The following is a 16,337-nucleotide window of genomic DNA, read 5'->3' on the forward strand; positions in this document are numbered from 1 at the left end:
ATCTATTATTTAATAGTTTATAATTATAAATTATAATTAAATAAAAGCAAAAACGCTAATTTTATACAGCACAAGGAAAAAAATATGTCAACCTCATTTAGTAAGGAAAAAAATCAATTTCAGAAAAAATGTAGTAAAAATTTTAAGTTATATTTTGAATTTAAGGTTTTAAATTACCATTTTCGACAACTGGAAATATCAGTTGAAAAAGTTGTTGATAAATTAGACTATAATTCAAACTATTTTTTCTGATTTGTTGAAGATTTAATCTTTTTTTTATCAAAAAACGGTTATGCTTTACGTTGAGATTACGAAAAAGTGCGACTTTTTAATTTAGAAAATTTGAATTTAGGTGAAAATCTTGAAAATTTTAAATCCAAATTTAAATTAATTACAACTTTTGATTTGGAATATAACTAAAATGTCGGAGAAAATATGAAAATCTATACTACTGAGAATACAAGCCCTTTTTACACGTTAGTTTGCGAAGAAATAATTTTAAAAGATGAACAAAATTTCGATGATATTTTGTATTTTTACCAACATAAAAACGCAATAATTATCGGTAAAAATCAAAATATTTACGAAGAAATTAAAATTGATAAAATTGAAAAAGAAAATATTGAAGTTTACCGTCGACTTTCAGGTGGTGGCGCTGTTTATCACGACTTAGGTAATATTAATTTTTCCTTTATAACTAAAAAGCAAAATCATAGTTATCAAAAATTTCTATCGCCAATCATTGAATTTTTTAAATCATTAGGTCTAAAAGCTGAATTTAAAGGTCGAAACGATCTGATTGTAAATGGTGCAAAAGTTTCAGGGAATGCGCAAATAATTCATAAAGACAAAATTGTCCATCACGGAACAATTTTGTTTAATGCAAATTTAGCAAAACTAGGTCAAGTTTTAAGGCCAAATCGACTAAAAATTGAATCAAAAGGGATTAAATCTATCCGCCAAAGGGTGACAAATATCCTTCACGAAATGGAAGAACCAATTGATGATAGTGAATTTATTTTTAGATTAATTTCTTTTTTTGAAAAAAAATACGAAACAAAAGCAGTCGATGTTGAAAACTACTTTGAAAATGGGATTTCAAATCATAAAAATTTCCAAGAAATAAGCCAATTGAGAAAATCAAAAAATTGGGTTTTTGGAACTAACCCGTTTTTTAGTTATGAAAACGCAAAACGAACAAGTGCTGGAATTTTAAAAGTGCTTGCTAATATCGAGAAAAATTTGATTGTAAAAATCAAATTTGAGGGCGACTTTTTATCCCAAAGATCTATTGAAGAAATTGAGAACATTCTTGAAAACAAAGAATTTAATCGTGATATTTTGGAAATAGAACTACTAAATATACATAATTTAGAAGAATATTTCGGTTCAATCCCTCTTAATGAAATTTTAGATACAATTTTTGGAAATTAAGTGATAAATGGAAGTTAGTAAAAAAATACAGGTTGAAAATGAAGAAATTTTCTACTTTTTAGAGGAAAATAATCGGCCTAAAGTTCTATTTTTACACGGTTTTAATTCGAGTCATAACTTTATTTTTCAACTTAGAAAAAATAAAAATCGGAATTATGATATTGTTTCATTCGATTTTCCTGGATGCGGTCAAAGTAGTAATAATGACAAAATTAGTGTTGAAAATTACCAAAAAATTGCAATTAGTTTCATAAAAACCTTGAATTTAAAAGTCCAAATTGTTGTTGGCCACTCGCTTGGCGCAGCATCTGCTTTGTATGTTTTGAATGAAAAACTTGCTAAAAAAGCAATTTTAGTCGCGCCTTTAAACCCTTATATTTTTGAACTAAATTTAATGGAGGAAATGAAAAAATTAGGAATTTGATTATTGCCAAGAAATCTCCAAGAAGCAAAAGAATCACTTGAAAATCTAGTTTTTGACAATAAATTTGGTTTTAAAAACAATTTAGCCAAAAATGCAATTAATTTTTTTAAAACTGTGGAAAAAAAAGAAATAATTTTTTCCTACATTGTATTTAAGCAAATTCTTAATTTAAATTGACATAAAAATGTGCTTTTACCACTTTATGAACAAAAAAACGATTATTATTTAGTTGGCGGTGCTAATGATAAGTTTGTTTCGATAAAAAGTGTTGAAAAAATTTCGCTTGTTTTTGGAAAAAAAATGATCAAACTAGAGAAAACAGGGCATGCTGTTTTCTTTGAAAGAAGTGAAGAAGTTAATGCTGAAATTGAAAAAATGCTGTAAATTTAAGCATAAAATCCATTTTTAATTTTTTCAGCAAGTTCTTTTGAGTCTAAATTTTCGATGACTTTAAAAGCAAATTCTGCTGAACTTGCAGCGTTTCTTGCTGAAATATAATTTTTATCAACAGTAACTAACGCTTCCTGTCTTAATTCGATTTTTGAATTTTTTTCGTTTGGATAAGAACTAAACTTGTAATTTTTTGCTAAATTTAGTTCAAAAATCGCATTTGGTGCATCACAAATTGCAAAAACAAACTTGTTTTTTAAGAAAAATTCACGTACTAATTCAGTAGATTTTTCACATTTGCGAAACAATTGTGCAGCAAAACCGCCTGGGATAAAAATAGCATCAAAATCATCTGCTTTTCAGTGGTTTTGTCCTTCAATTTGCACAACTCCAAATTGACCTGTCACCAATTTGTTTTCTGGGTTAAAAAATTCAATTTGCCCAAAAATATTCGCTTTTTTAATTAGCGAAATAAAAGTTGTTAATTCAATGTCCTGAAATTTATCAAGTAAAATAACTAGTAATTTTTTCATTTTTTTTGCTCCTTGTTAGTTAATGAAAAAATTTTACCACAAAATTGTTTTTATAAAAATTTTTTTGTGGTAAAATTTTTCTACTTTACAAGATTGGAACAAAAAAATTAGCGAAAATAAGGTTTTAAAACTTTTGGAACACTTCAACTACCATCAGCATTTTGATATTGTTCTAGCAAAATTGCAACGACGCGGTCGATTGCCAAACCAGAACCGTTAATTGTGTGTGCATAGCGGTTGTTTTTTCCGTCACGGTAACGGATTTTCGCTCTTCTTGCTTGAAAATCTCCGCAATAACTAATTGAGGAAATTTCACGATAAGTATGTTCAGAAGGTAGTCATGCTTCTAAATCAATTGTTTTTTTGGCAGAAAAACCTAAATCGCCAGTTGATAAAAGCACGACACGATAAGGAATTTCCAGTAATTTAAGAACATTAGCAGCATCGCGGACAACTTTTTCAAATTCAGAAATTCCATCATTTTCGTTTGTTATTTTCACAAGTTCAACTTTATGAAACTCATGTAATCGAATTAAACCTCTAGTATCTTTACCACCACTTCCAGCTTCAGAACGATAACATTTGCTATATGCCACTAGCGAAATTGGTTTGTTAAGGTCAATGATTTCATCGCGAAAATAATTTGTAAGCGGAACTTCGGCCGTTGGAATTAGCCAATGATCCAAATCCTTTAAAGGGTACAAATCATCTGTAAATTTTGGAAGTTGGCCAGTTCCATAAAGAGAATCGGAAAGAATTAAAGTGTTTGGGAGAATTTCTTCATACCCAGAAGCAATATGAGTGTCAATCATAAAATTAATTAAAGCACGAACTAATTTAGCGCCAAGATTTTTATAAATCACAAAGCGATTTCCAGACAATTTAACAGCGCGTTTAAAATCTAAAATGTTATTAAAAGTGCCATATTCATAATGAGGTTTATGTTTTGAATCAAATTTTTTAGGATAGCCTCAATGCGAAATCACTTGATTATCTAGTTCTGAAGTGCCCAAAGGAACTGAATCATCGGGTAAATTTGGAATTTCGAGAACTTTCTGATTCACTCAGGTATTCAATTCATCCCATTCAACTTCTATTTTAACTATTTTTTCTTTGATTTCACTAACTTGTTTTTTAAGATAACTAGCATCTTTTTGTTCGCGAAAATAAGCGCCAATTTCCTTGCTAATTACATTTCTTTTTGCTAAAAGTTCATCAATTTTCTGACGTAAAGCGTTTCTTTTTGAAATCTTCTGGTGTATTTCATCAATAATCGAAATATCAAAACCACGATCTGCAAGTTTTTTTTCAACGAATGATTTATTATTTAAAATTAAGCGAATATCCATATTTTTAACTATTTTTTTAGGTTATAAAAAACATCTTTCCCAACATAGTCGCTTTTTGAATAAGAATTTAGATATTCTTCGATCACTAAAAGTCGATTATATTTAGCAATTCTATCTGTTCTTGAAAGCGAACCAGTTTTGATTTGCCCAGCTGAAACTGCAACGGCAAGATCAGCAATTGTTGTATCTTCAGATTCTCCAGAACGGTGAGAAACAACGGCTGTCATTCCTGATTTTTGTGCAAGTTGGATTGCATCAAGTGTTTCACTCAAAGTTCCAATTTGATTTAATTTAATCAAAATTGAATTAATTGCCTTGGATTTTATAGCCTCTTTTAAAATTTCTACATTTGTAACAGTCAAATCATCGCCAACAATTTGGTGAGTTTTTCCAAATCTTTGATTAAAAGCAATAAATCCATCTCAATCAGATTCAGCAAAACCATCTTCGACAGAAATTATTGGATATTTTTCAAAAAGTTGACCATAATAATCGAGTAATTCAGCAGAACTAAACTCAAATTTTTGACTTATTTCAGATTCAGATTTAGTTGAAAGTGCTGCTTTTAATTTTTTAAAAACGTATTTTTCGCCATCATAAAATTCACTAGCGGCTGCATCAATTGCAATTGCAACAGCTTTTTCGCCCTCAAGTGCGGGATTAAATCCTGATTCTTTGATCGCTTCAACTAGAAAATCAAGTGCTTGTTCGTGCGAATTTAAATTAGGCGCAAATCCACCTTCATCTCCTACTTGAGTTCCAAAACCAGATTTTTTGAGAAGTTTTGCAAGGTTGTGAAAAATTTTATTAGATGCTTGTAAAGCATTTCGAAAAGTTGGAAAACCAAGTGGCATTATCATAAACTCTTGAAAATCAAGCGTATTTGTTGCGTGTTCGCCACCGTTTATCACATTAAGCATTGGAACTGGCATTAAAGTTGTATTTGGTCCACCTAAATAACGAAAAAGTGGCATTCTTAACTCACTTGCTGCCGCTTTTGCGACTGCAAGTGAAACACCTAAAATTGCATTTGCTCCTAGTTTGTCTTTATTTGGCGTCCCATCCAATTCAATCATTTTTTGGTCAATTAATCTTTGATTTTTAACACAAATTCCGATAATTTTAGGAGCAATAATATTATTTACATTATCAACGGCGGTCATTACACCTTTTTGGCCATACCAGTTTTCAGCATATTTTGTATTTGAATCACGTAATTCAAGCGCTTCTCTTGAACCAGTTGATGCTCCTGAAGGAACAATTGCAGAACCAAACCCGCCAGCAAAAGTGCTAACTTCAACTTGAATAGTTGGATTTCCCCGTGAGTCTAAAATTTCTCTTGCAAAAACTTTTGTAATTTTTGACATAATCAACCTCGCTAATTTGTTTTCATTTGATTAGATTTTTAGTAAAAGTTGAAAAATCTAAACTTGACAGTTTCAAAAATTATAACATAATTTAAACTTTTACACGTTTTTTAGTTTACAAAACGGAAAATTTACTTTGGTTTTACAAATTTTTTTAACCTTACTTGAACTTTCTATGAAAGAACGACTAAATTTATTATTAATTAATATTTGTTTATCTTAATAGTTTCTGAATTTTTACTTTCGATGGTTTTTCAACCAAAAAGGTGCCAACCACAATTACATCAGCACCTGAATCAAAGACTTTTTTGGCATTATAGTCTTTTATTCCGCCATCAACTTGAATAATAATTGGATAATTTTTTTCTTTAATTATTTTGGATAATTTACTTATTTTATCATATGAACTTTCTATAAAACTTTGCCCACCTTTTCCAGGTTCAACAGACATCACTAAAATTAAGTTGATTTTTGGTAATAATTCTAGAATTTCACCCACTTCCGTATTTGGTTTAATTGCGATTCCAATTTTAATTTTTTGTGAGTATTTAGAAATTATCCTACTAATTTCGGCATAATTCTTGCTTTCAAAATGAATTGTTACAAAATCAACATAACCAATTAATTCATCAATTTGACTTTCCGGATCAAAAGACATTAAATGTACATCGGAAATAAAATTTTTTGATTTTTTAACAATATTTTTGATTTCTGAAACAGAAATTGCCGTATTTTCAACAAATTTTCCATCCATAAAATCAAAATGAAACCATTTTATGCCAAGATTTAAGAAAACTCTTGTTAATTTTAGGCGATTTTGCGTTTTAACGTTCAAAAGTGAAGGGCTAATAATTTTTCTTTTCATATTTTCCTAGAAGATAAAGATAATTTTTATAGCGGTTTTCTGGAATTTTTCCATTTTCTACAGCTCTTTTTATTGCGCACTGTTCTAATTTTTCCTGAAAATGGAAACAAGACCGAAATTTACAATTTGATGAAAACTCACGGAAAATTGCAAATGAATTGCGAATTTCTTCTTTTGTTATCTCATCATGAGAAAAAGATGAAAAACCGGGAGTATCTATTATTCTAATATTTTCTTTTTCAATAATCTGGACGACTCTGGTTGTATGTTTTCCGCGATTTAGCGACTGTGAAATTTCTTGAGTTTCAAGTTTTTCTTTTAATAAATTATTAATAAAACTAGTTTTACCAACGCCGGTTTGACCAATGACAAAATTAAGTTTTTTTTCTAATTTTTCCCTTAAATTTTTAGGAATTTCACCTTTCTTATTATTAATAAAAAAAATTGTATAATTCATTTTTTGATAGTCAAGTAGTAAACTTTTAAAATTAGTAACAAGATCAATTTTGGTGATTAACAAAATTGGGGTAATATTTTTTGATTCAATTATTAACAAAAATTTATCAAGTAACAAACTCGAGAATTCAGGTTCCTTAATTGAAATAAAAACCAAAGCTTGGTCGATATTTGCTACTTTTGGGCGAATTAGCCAATTTTTTCTTTCATAAATTTTCTTGATAAATCCATCGACCTCAAAATCAACAAAATCACCAACTAAAGGTGAATTTTCATTTTGGCGAAGCAAACCAGCACCTCTTAAAAGTGGATGTATTTTTTGACTTTCACAGTCAATTACATCATAAAACCCTGCAATAACTCGAACAATTTGACCTTTCATCTAGGATTTTAATATCTCTTTACTTATAATTTTTTCAATTTGCCTAACACATTCTTCCAAATTATCGTTAATTACTTGAAATTTAAACAAATTTTTAATTTCAATTTCTGATTTAGCTTTTTCTAGTCGCTGATTAATTTGGGCATCAGTTTCGGTTAGTCTTTTTTCAATTCGTTTTTTAAGCGTTTCGAGTGAAGGTGGAAGAATAAAAATTGTTAAAAGTTTATCTAATTCACCTTTTTCTTGGTAATTTTTAATAATATTCTTTGCACCGGTCGTATCAATTTCGAGTAAAGGAATGAAATTTTGACTTTGAATAAACTCAATTTGCGACTTTAGAGTTCCATAGTAATTGTTAAAATGACGACTTCATTCAAGAAATTCGTTATTTTCTATTTTTTCTTTAAAAATTTGATGTGTTAAAAAAAAATAGTTAATACCGTCAATCTCGTTTTTTCTTTTTCCACGAGTTGTCGCAGAAATTGCGAGTTTTATTAGCAAATCCTTATTTTTTAACAAAAGTGATTCAATCGTTCCTTTTCCGACACCTGAAGGTCCGGATAAGATTATTAACTTATTCATTTTCGTCTTCATTATGCAATTTTAGGAAAAAAACCGTATTTTTTCCGTAATTTTTTGTTTTTTCAACAGAAAAAACATCAGGAATTAATTTAGAGCCTAAATTAGTTTTATAAATTACAAGTCCGTTATTTTCTAGCAAGTTATATTTTGCAATTTTTAAAAGACATTTTTTAGTAATTTCCTCTTCACGATGCGGTGGATCGACAAAAATGAAGTCAAATTTTCGTCCTTTAAGATCACTTAATAAAAAAATTGCATTTTTGTTAAAAATTTCATAATCTCTAACTTTGTATTTTTCACAAAAATCAACTATATTTTGGTATGCTTGTTGGTTTATTTCAGTGGCTATCACTTTTTTTGCACCACGCGAACTCGCTTCAAAACCAATCGCTCCCGTTCCGGCAAATAAATCAAGAACAGTTGAATTTGGAATTTTAAATTGTAAATGCGAAAAAATTGCTTCACGGCATCGATTAGACATTGGTCGAACTACTGAAAATTCAGGATTTTTAATAACCGCACGCCGATAACTTCCAGAAATAATTCTAATCATAAATAATTAAAAAATTATACCAAAATTTATAAAAAAATGTATGAATTTTGTTTTAAAAACTGCTTTAAAATTTCAAAAACTAAATAAATATAATCAAAGTCAACCTTTTCTAAAAATGTATTTAAATTTGAACTTGATCAGTAAAAAATTTCTAATTCTTTTCTACCAAAACGAAAAAAAGGTTTTGGATTTTGGTGATAGACACACTCCATTCCGCCGTAAAAATTAAAATTAATTAATCGCTGGTTCGTTTTACAAACTCGACATCTCGTTAAATTTGCAATTCATCCGTTAAATTTAATTCAATTAATTATCGTATAAACCTTAATTGCATCCGCGTTTTTGGAGTTAATTTTGGCAAATGACTGTTCTAAAATTGGAAAAATTTTAGGAACAAAATTAGTTTCACGTGTAATTTGTGAAACTAATTTTCAAAAAGCATAAATTTTTTTGTCATTTAAGTCTAAATTGAAAAAACACTCACCTTTTTTCAATTTAGACAATTTATTCGAATATCTTGCTAAAAAAATTTCAAACTCACCTAAACAACCAGGGTTTAAAATATAAATATTTTTACTTGTTGGACGTCTGACGCCACGCGCAACCATTTTTATTACCCCGAAATTTGTTGCTAAACTAACGATTAGATCAAAATCTCTAAAATTGAATCGATCGATAACGATACCTTTAATAATTTTTTCTGCCATTCTTTTTGCCAAAAACACTTTGAATTTATGGATTTTTTTAAAAAACAAAGAATTTTTCACCTTTTATTTGTTAGTTTATTTTTGTTTTTAACCTAAAAAATAAGTATAAAATTTTTAGTTGCTTTTGATTGAATAAAAATATGCTATAATTATAACTGGTTAGTTACTAGCAAAAGTTTCTAACCGTAATATTTTTTAAGTTTTCATTTTTTGAACCTTTCTTCTGTTTTCTTTATTTATAATCTTGTGTTAAATGGTTATTTAAGAATAATTTGTTTCTTTTAGTAGATTTTACTAAAAAATATATTAAAAGTTTCAATTATAAAACATTTCCGTTAAAACATAAATAAAATAATTATTGTGTTGTGTATATATAAAATATATTTACCTCTTTAAGATATCTTAATTTTTTTAATGTTTTTCGTAAATCTTTTTGATTAATATTTTGATATCTTCCTTTATTTATAAATTATGCTCCTATTCATATAACTAACAACTTTTTTTAATGTTTCTTCCTCTTTTTTTTTTTTTTTTAGTTGTTAGTACAGTAAATTGGTGATAAAAATTAATAGTTTAATCATAAAAATAGTTAATTTTAATTTACAAATATAAATATTAGCGCTAAAATTAATTTTTAGTTGCTAATTTTTAGTAAATATACTTTAAAACATTAATTTTTAAAGTATATTTACTAAAAATTAGCAAAGTTGGTTAGATATGAAAAAGTTAACAAAAATTATTGTTTCATTTGTAACTTTTTCATTCTCAATAACATTATTTACGGCTTGTGTCACAAAAGAAACTAAAAAAGATGAAAATAATAAAATTCTTAATGCAAAAATTGAAAATTTAGTCCAAATTCCACTTGAAAGTATTGATTGAAAAAACATTATTTTTGATTACGACAAAAATAAATATAGATTAGAAAAATTAAATTTAACAAAAAATTTCCAAGATAATCAGTTAATCGCCGAAGTTTCACTTATAGATTTAGAAAAACAAGTTGCAATACCAAAAACTTTTCTTTTCAACTCTTTTTTGAAAATACAAAATGATAAAAATGAATTAAAAAATCTCCAAAAAGTTCAAGATATCCAGCAAAAAACAAAACAAGAAGAAATTAAAAAAAGAGTAGAAAAACAAGTAAAAAAACCTGCTAAACCACCAAAAATCCCCGAAAAAGTTAGAAATGACACTAAAAAAATTTTAGATTCTAGTAAAACTATTTTTAGACCAAAACCAGATTTTTCACAAAATTTAAAAAAACAAACACCAAAATATCAAGATTCAACACCAAATTTCGAACCTTTGTCTCCTAAAATAATTTCAAATAATTTTCACAGCGTCAACTACAATTCTAAAAATTACAACCATTTATTTAACCAAAACCCAAAACTTAAATATGTAAATAAAATTTATACCGAATCACAAAATCCAGAGTATTTCCGAGATGATCATTATTTTGATAAGAATTTTTTATTAGAAAAATCTGCCTTTGAGATTATTCAAAGCACGCCTAAATATCAAACTGGAGTTCATAATTTATACACTTTTTTATATACTGGCGAACATAACCAGCCAATTAATTTCCTTGAACCTAATGATGAAAATCGTAACAGAAAATTTTGGGAATATACAAAATACATCGGTCATTATGGTGATTTTGGAAAAAATAATGATGAAAAACTAATGTTTTACAATCGCGGTCTTTCTCATAAGGGGATGATTGAACAAGTTTATTTGCCTAAATTTAATAGTAGCGAATCCTCAAGTGTAACTGAAAATAAAGAAGATATTAGCGAAATTGTTAGCAAAAATCCTTTTGGATTTTTGCCTTCTAATTTAAGTCAGTTATTTTATTATATGAAATTAGAAGAAATTGCAAAAATTTTTAAAATTCCAAATTTAAAAAATGCAAAAGCAAATTTCGATGATAAAAAAGGTGAAATTGAAATTCTGTTAGAAACAAAAGATGATAAAAAATATTTATGAAAATCAAGTGGAAACTCCAATTCGGGACTAAAGAGAGATTTTGACTTTCAAAAGTACATATATGATCGCAGTTTTACTCTTGGAATTAGAGTTTATAAATGGCATGATGATCCTTTTTTTTCTGAAAACGACGGTTTACGTGGCGAAGAAGAATCAGGAACTGCTTGAGTTTTAGACAGAATAGTTAATGAAAATGATACAGAAAATTACGAACTTTTAGTCGCAACCAACATTCACGTTTTTAATTTACGGCGTGTTTTTGATAAAAGTTTGTATTTTGATATTGATAGCAAAAACCCAAAATCAGCACAATGAAATGCTGGTTTTATTGATGAAAATAATCACTTTATCAGTGAAAAAGACGTGAAAAACAAACAGTCTAAAGTCTATTTTAACGCTGGTCGTTTGCAAAACCCACTTTCTGAAAACAAAAATACGCAAAATGGTGTCAAAGTTTTTCCGGTTTTCGATGCTTATGAAAGTTATTTAAGCGGTCCTTATTACACGCCTCGCTACAAAGTTAGCGGTTTGATGGGTAATGATGTCGATGTTGGCTATAAATTTTTAGATAATTATAACGAAACTACAAGAGTTGGAACGACAAAAAATGGTGGTGCTGATTTTGTAATTTTAAGGCTAAAAATTAAAAAAACTGATTTAGATAAAATTTTACCTGAATTGAAAAAGGTAATTGAAACTGACAAAGAAAAAGATTGGTATGTTGGACTTGGAAAAAATGAAAAATTTAGTCCGATAAAAACACAATTTTACGGTGGTTATCCTGTTGCAAGTCAAGATAACGAGACTGTTGAATGAAATAAAGGTCTAAATTTCAAAACTAACAAATCAACTGGCGGAATTATCAACACTCGAAGTCGAATAATTACTGGTTCTTTATTTCAGCCACTTTGAGTTCCTTATAATGAAAGTGAAAATAAAGACTGAAATTCAAAGCATCAAAATTGAAAAAAATACCAAAAACCTTTCCGCGACGACCTAAAACACGGAATGTTAAAACTCATTTTGAACCAGCATTCGCATTTATACACTAAAATAAAACCCGAAGATAAACTTAACGCCTTAAGTTCTGGATCTTCTGGTTCAATGGCTATTGATTCTAGTTTTAATTTAATTGGGATTAATTTTTTCTATTCAAAAGATCCAAGTAGTAATACTTTTTCGAACGCTATCAGTTTAATGGAGGGTGAAAGCACTTACGAAGATGGTTTTAACGGTAATATTCGTGAAGATTTTAAAAGAAAATTAGAAAAAGACAATTTATTTACTGTCAAAATTCGTCCCAAATCCTAAAAGTGCTGTGATTTATAGCACTTTTAGGATTTGGAATAAACTTTTATTCCAAATTATTTTCTAGTCCAGAAAACTTTGTATGCCAATTTGGCACATATTTTATGTTATATTTTTTACAAAAATCACGAGCAACTTCGTCTCAAATTTCAAAGTTAATCATCATTAAAAAACCAAAATTGGGCGATGTTGTTTCTGCATTAACAATTAGATAATGCAGAAAAGCGTGTTCTTTCCAGCTAACAATAACGGTGAGACCTTTGTCATAAACTTCTTTATTTGCCATTAAAATCGCACCAGATGTATGAATTTCATCAATATGATGACGCTGTCAAAACCAAATTTTATTGCGGATATTATTTTTAAGCAAAACTTGGTAATTTTTCGCATATTCTCTAATTTGTAATTCAGAATAAGGTTTAATTGGTCGGTTTAATTTTTTGATAAAATCAAAATATTGACTAATAAAATATTTTTGATCGTTATTTTTATAACTCATTTTTTAAAACCCCACTAAATTTGTTGATTATAAAAGATTATTTTATAATAAATTCTATAAAAATAATTGTTTACAAATAAAAAAATCAAAAAAGAAACTTTTTAGCGATAAGTTTACAATTTTTGCAAAAAAAAAAAAAAGATGCTGTAATTCATAGCATCTTTTTTTTTTTTTTTTGAAGCCAAGAAAAGATATGGTGGCTCCGACAGGAATCGAACCAGTGACACACGGTGCTTCAAACCGTTGCTCTACCTACTGAGCTACAGAGCCGTGGCGGTCTAGACGGGGATCGAACCCGCGATCTCCTCCGTGACAGAGAGGCGTATTAACCACTTTACTACTAGACCATTGGTTGCGGAGATAGGAATCGAACCTATGACCTTTGGGTTATGAGCCCAACGAGCTACCTCTGCTCTACTCCGCTATGTTTTGTTAACAAGAACAAGATTATATCACATTCTTTATCTTTTTTAATAAAAATAAAGAAAAAATGGCGGGCAATGAGGGATTCGAACCCCCGCGGGCTTTCACACCCCTGCCAGTTTTCAAGACTAGTCCCTTCAGCCACTTGGGTAATTGCCCTTTTTGGTGGATCTAACTGGATTCGAACCAATGACCAACCGGTTATGAGCCGGATGCTCTAACCGCTGAGCTATAGATCCAGATCAGATTTTTTAGTTATTAATTTTATTTCATTCTAAAAAACTATTATTGAATGGTGGCTCCAAGGAGATTCGAACTCATGACCTTCCGGGTATGAACCGGACGCTCTAACCAACTGAGCTATAGAGCCAAAATGGTGGAGAGGAAGGGAGTCGAACCCTCTACCTCCTGCGTGCAAAACAGGCGCTCTAGCCAGATGAGCTACCCCCCCAAATGGTGAAGAAGACAGGATTTGAACCTGCGACCACTACGTCCCAAACGTAGCGCTCTGCCAAACTGAGCTACTTCTCCAAGTAACAATTATACATTAATTTTGAAAAAAAGCAAATTTTTTTATTTTTTGATTTTTTCAAAAAATAAAAAAATGGCGATCACGAGAGGATTCGAACCTCTGACCACAAGCTTAGAAGGCTCGTGCTCTGTCCTACTGAGCTACGTGACCACTCCAAACAATTATACCATTTTTTTAAAAAACATTTATAATTTTATATTATGAAAATTAATTGGTTTCCAGGACATATGGCAAAAAGTCTTAATGACTTGTCGAAAAAGGCAAGAATAATCGATCTTTTTGTTCTAGTTGTTGATGGAAGAGCGCCAATTTCTAGTATAAATAATGACTTTTGAAAAATTGCTCCGAACAAGTTTCGACTAGTAATTGTCACAAAAATTGATTTAGCAGATGGCGAAAAATTTGTAAAAATTAAAAATTTTTTCACAGAAAAAAATTTTTTAGTATTATTTTTAAATTTAAAAAATAATACTAGTAAAAATTTAATTTTATCAAAACTAAACTATTTTTTTAAGTTAAAACAAAAAAATAGTCAAATGAAATTTGAAAACCCGACCTTAAAAATTTTTGTCGTTGGGATGCCAAATACCGGAAAATCAACTTTAATAAATTTAGTGACAAATTCGCGACTTAAGGTTGGAAATCAGCCCGGAATAACTAGGAATAATCAGTGAATTAGTTCGGGAAAATTCCTTTTTCTTGACACGCCCGGAATTTTAACTCCTAAACTAGATGATCAAAAAGTTGCAATAAAACTGGCCCTTATTGGTTCGATAAGACAAGAAATAATTGATTTAACTTTCCTTTTTATCGAAGCTTATAAATTAATTTCTGTTCTATACCCAAATTTAGTAAAAAATTTGGGTATAGAACCTTCGGAAATTGAATTTGAAATTGAAAAAAATTTATCAAAATTAGCCGAAATTAAACAGTTTAAAGATAAAAATGGACTGGATTTTAACAGAACTCGAATTTGATTTTTAAATTATCTCAAACAGCAAAAAATTACTTTAGATTAATTTAAAAATTTTCCTTTTTTATAATGTATAGCGCAAAAATGTGGTATAATTTTTATCTAGTTGTTTTGTGTAGAGAGAAGGTAGTGCCATTTTTTACCTTGATCCTTCAAATTTTTATTTGTCACTTTTTATAAATTTATTAGTTTTTCTGTTGATAATTCTTGCAGTTCCAGTTTTGCTAGTTTTATTAGTTGCTTTTGTTAAACCACGAATTAAACCAACATCAAATATTTATCTTTATTCGTTAAGCACTGGACTTTTGTTGATGGTCGCAACCGTCGGACTTGTGCAAGAAGGTTTTCATGGGGCTGAAAATTTTAGTCATAAATTTGGCAATCTAGAAAATTTATACAAAATTTTAATAATAGGTGGCGGAGCAATTCTAGGTCTTTCAACTGTTTTTATTGCTCGTTGATTTTTTATTAAAATTTTTAAAAAAGAATTACACTCTGATCATAAAAAACACGATCATAGCGATCACATTGTCAATTTTTCTGATGTCGATAGCCCAAAATCTGCCTGACTAGCAATTCTTCTTTTACTTTCACACCGAACAATCGATGGTTTTATTCTAGGTTCAGTAATTGCGAGAGTGACCGCAGGCGATAGTGTAAATTGATATTTGATTGGCACTTTCATTGCTCATATGCTAATTGAAATTTTAATAATTCATTACCGCCAAGTTCAATATGGACAAAATATTAAAAAATCAGTAATTTATAACCTAATTACAACGCTAATTTTGGTGCCAATAATTGTAATTGGGGCATTTTTAAATCGTTTTTTTGTAAAAACTGGTTGGTTAATTCCCCTTTTTAATGTTTCGGGCGGAGCAATTTTATCCTTTGTTGTAATAATCGAGTTAGTCCCTGAATTTATTCATTTAAGAAATAATTCTTCTTTTCAGTGACATTTTTCACTTTTTTTATTCGCTCTCGGGATAGTTTTAGCATTAATTCTGTTAACCTTACACCAGCATTAGTCGATTAAAAGTGCTAAAACTTAACCTAACTAGGACTTGGATAAAAATTAATTAAATTTGTTCTAAAGTTAATTTTTACTAGTATTTATGGTTTCTTCTGCAAAATTCCTTTTTTTAATTTTCAGCGGAAACTAGAAATTCAACTCGATAGTAATATTACTTTTAAGACACAAATTTGTTTAACCTATAATTTTAGATATAAATTTATAGTTCTTTTTGGTAAAAAATAATAAATTTTAATTATTTTCATCAACAGAGAAATAAATAATAATTTTTATTTATTTTAAGAAAATTCTGATAATAAATTTTAAATTAAACTATAAAAAACTAATAAAAGCAAATTTTACTAAAAAGACTGTAAATTACTTGGTTTTTTTTTTTTTTTAAAAAAAAAAAAAATGATATAATTTGTTATGAGTTACCAAAATGGTATATTATGCTTTGGTTTTGTTCAGACCGCTCAAATGAACTTCTTTGACTTTGCAGTTGTAGTTAAAGCAAAAAACTGCACCACCAAACTAAAAATTTGGTGGTTTTTTA

General features: G+C 28.8%; 15 protein-coding genes and 9 tRNA genes. 6 read left to right on the top strand and 18 right to left on the bottom strand.

Annotation, left to right across the window (positions count from 1 at the left end; translation table 4 throughout):
• Positions 1-84 precede the first annotated feature (84 nt).
• Genes MDIS_RS03400 through MDIS_RS03410 form a run of 3 tightly spaced genes read left to right on the top strand, consistent with a single transcriptional unit; the run spans position 85 to position 2,242 of the window.
• The gene (locus MDIS_RS03400; RefSeq protein WP_044635648.1) at positions 85-420 is read left to right on the top strand and encodes a hypothetical protein; all 336 of its coding nucleotides are present in this window, start codon (positions 85-87) and stop codon (positions 418-420) included.
• Positions 421-435: 15 nt separating this feature from the next.
• A complete protein-coding gene (locus MDIS_RS03405) occupies positions 436-1,434 on the top strand; it encodes a lipoate--protein ligase (protein ID WP_044635649.1) in 999 nt (332 codons plus the stop codon).
• 7 nt (positions 1,435-1,441) lie between these two features.
• A complete protein-coding gene (locus tag MDIS_RS03410) occupies positions 1,442-2,242 on the top strand; it encodes an alpha/beta fold hydrolase (RefSeq protein ID WP_044635650.1) in 801 nt (266 codons plus the stop codon).
• A gap of 2 nt (positions 2,243-2,244) precedes the next feature.
• On the opposite strand, the gene MDIS_RS03415 is transcribed toward MDIS_RS03410, so the two are convergent.
• The 8 genes from MDIS_RS03415 to recO all read right to left on the bottom strand — a co-directional run bounded on the left by MDIS_RS03415 (position 2,245) and on the right by recO (position 9,042).
• On the bottom strand, positions 2,245-2,781 hold the full coding sequence (locus MDIS_RS03415; protein ID WP_044635651.1) for a DJ-1/PfpI family protein: 537 nt from the start codon (positions 2,779-2,781) through the stop codon (positions 2,245-2,247).
• Between the two features lie 107 nt (positions 2,782-2,888).
• Positions 2,889-4,130 (bottom strand): serine--tRNA ligase, encoded by a 1,242-nt coding sequence (gene serS, locus MDIS_RS03420; protein WP_044635652.1) that lies wholly within the window; start codon positions 4,128-4,130, stop codon positions 2,889-2,891.
• Positions 4,131-4,138: 8 nt separating this feature from the next.
• Positions 4,139-5,497, bottom strand: coding sequence for a phosphopyruvate hydratase (gene eno, locus MDIS_RS03425; RefSeq protein WP_044635653.1), 1,359 nt, complete (start codon positions 5,495-5,497; stop codon positions 4,139-4,141).
• Positions 5,498-5,711: 214 nt separating this feature from the next.
• Positions 5,712-6,362 carry a ribulose-phosphate 3-epimerase gene (locus tag MDIS_RS03430; protein ID WP_044635654.1) on the bottom strand — a complete coding sequence of 217 codons (651 nt, stop codon included), beginning with the start codon at positions 6,360-6,362 and terminating at the stop codon, positions 5,712-5,714.
• On the bottom strand, positions 6,343-7,200 hold the full coding sequence (rsgA, locus tag MDIS_RS03435) for a ribosome small subunit-dependent GTPase A (protein WP_044635655.1): 858 nt from the start codon (positions 7,198-7,200) through the stop codon (positions 6,343-6,345). Before rsgA ends, MDIS_RS03430 begins: the two co-directional genes overlap by 20 nt.
• On the bottom strand, positions 7,201-7,794 hold the full coding sequence (gene gmk / locus MDIS_RS03440; protein WP_044635656.1) for a guanylate kinase: 594 nt from the start codon (positions 7,792-7,794) through the stop codon (positions 7,201-7,203).
• Positions 7,775-8,335: a 16S rRNA (guanine(966)-N(2))-methyltransferase RsmD gene (rsmD, locus tag MDIS_RS03445; protein WP_044635657.1), complete on the bottom strand. Its 561-nt coding sequence runs from the start codon at positions 8,333-8,335 to the stop codon at positions 7,775-7,777. Before rsmD ends, gmk begins: the two co-directional genes overlap by 20 nt.
• 26 nt (positions 8,336-8,361) lie before the next feature.
• Positions 8,362-9,042 (bottom strand): DNA repair protein RecO, encoded by a 681-nt coding sequence (gene recO / locus MDIS_RS03450; RefSeq protein ID WP_044635804.1) that lies wholly within the window; start codon positions 9,040-9,042, stop codon positions 8,362-8,364.
• Positions 9,043-9,759: 717 nt separating this feature from the next.
• Here recO and MDIS_RS03455 point away from each other — a divergent pair.
• Complete coding sequence (locus MDIS_RS03455; protein ID WP_044635658.1) at positions 9,760-12,345, top strand: MAG2960 family serine endopeptidase lipoprotein; 2,586 nt, start codon at positions 9,760-9,762, stop codon at positions 12,343-12,345.
• Between the two features lie 43 nt (positions 12,346-12,388).
• On the opposite strand, the gene MDIS_RS03460 is transcribed toward MDIS_RS03455, so the two are convergent.
• The 10 genes from MDIS_RS03460 to MDIS_RS03505 form a co-directional block, all read right to left on the bottom strand.
• Positions 12,389-12,841 (bottom strand): hypothetical protein, encoded by a 453-nt coding sequence (locus tag MDIS_RS03460; RefSeq protein WP_044635659.1) that lies wholly within the window; start codon positions 12,839-12,841, stop codon positions 12,389-12,391.
• Between the two features lie 194 nt (positions 12,842-13,035).
• Positions 13,036-13,111 (bottom strand) — tRNA-Phe (locus MDIS_RS03465).
• A 1-nt stretch (position 13,112) separates the two neighbouring features.
• Positions 13,113-13,188, bottom strand: a tRNA-Asp gene (locus tag MDIS_RS03470).
• A gap of 2 nt (positions 13,189-13,190) precedes the next feature.
• Positions 13,191-13,265: transfer RNA gene (locus tag MDIS_RS03475), tRNA-Met, on the bottom strand.
• Positions 13,266-13,332: 67 nt separating this feature from the next.
• Positions 13,333-13,423, bottom strand: a tRNA-Ser gene (locus MDIS_RS03480).
• A gap of 4 nt (positions 13,424-13,427) precedes the next feature.
• A tRNA-Ile gene (locus MDIS_RS03485) sits at positions 13,428-13,503 on the bottom strand.
• 54 nt (positions 13,504-13,557) lie between these two features.
• Positions 13,558-13,634, bottom strand: a tRNA-Met gene (locus tag MDIS_RS03490).
• Between the two features lie 4 nt (positions 13,635-13,638).
• A tRNA-Ala gene (locus MDIS_RS03495) sits at positions 13,639-13,715 on the bottom strand.
• A 3-nt stretch (positions 13,716-13,718) separates the two neighbouring features.
• Positions 13,719-13,795, bottom strand: a tRNA-Pro gene (locus MDIS_RS03500).
• 74 nt (positions 13,796-13,869) lie between these two features.
• Positions 13,870-13,946 (bottom strand) — tRNA-Arg (locus MDIS_RS03505).
• Between the two features lie 50 nt (positions 13,947-13,996).
• Between MDIS_RS03505 and ylqF the strand changes: the two genes are divergently transcribed.
• Complete coding sequence (gene ylqF, locus MDIS_RS03510; RefSeq protein ID WP_044635660.1) at positions 13,997-14,815, top strand: ribosome biogenesis GTPase YlqF; 819 nt, start codon at positions 13,997-13,999, stop codon at positions 14,813-14,815.
• Between the two features lie 265 nt (positions 14,816-15,080).
• The gene (locus tag MDIS_RS03515) at positions 15,081-15,797 is read left to right on the top strand and encodes a ZIP family metal transporter (RefSeq protein ID WP_044635805.1); all 717 of its coding nucleotides are present in this window, start codon (positions 15,081-15,083) and stop codon (positions 15,795-15,797) included.
• The last annotated feature ends 540 nt before the right edge of the window (positions 15,798-16,337 follow it).

It is taken from the genome of Mesomycoplasma dispar (assembly GCF_000941075.1).
In the GTDB taxonomy this organism is placed as follows: domain Bacteria; phylum Bacillota_I; class Bacilli_A; order Mycoplasmatales; family Metamycoplasmataceae; genus Mesomycoplasma; species Mesomycoplasma dispar.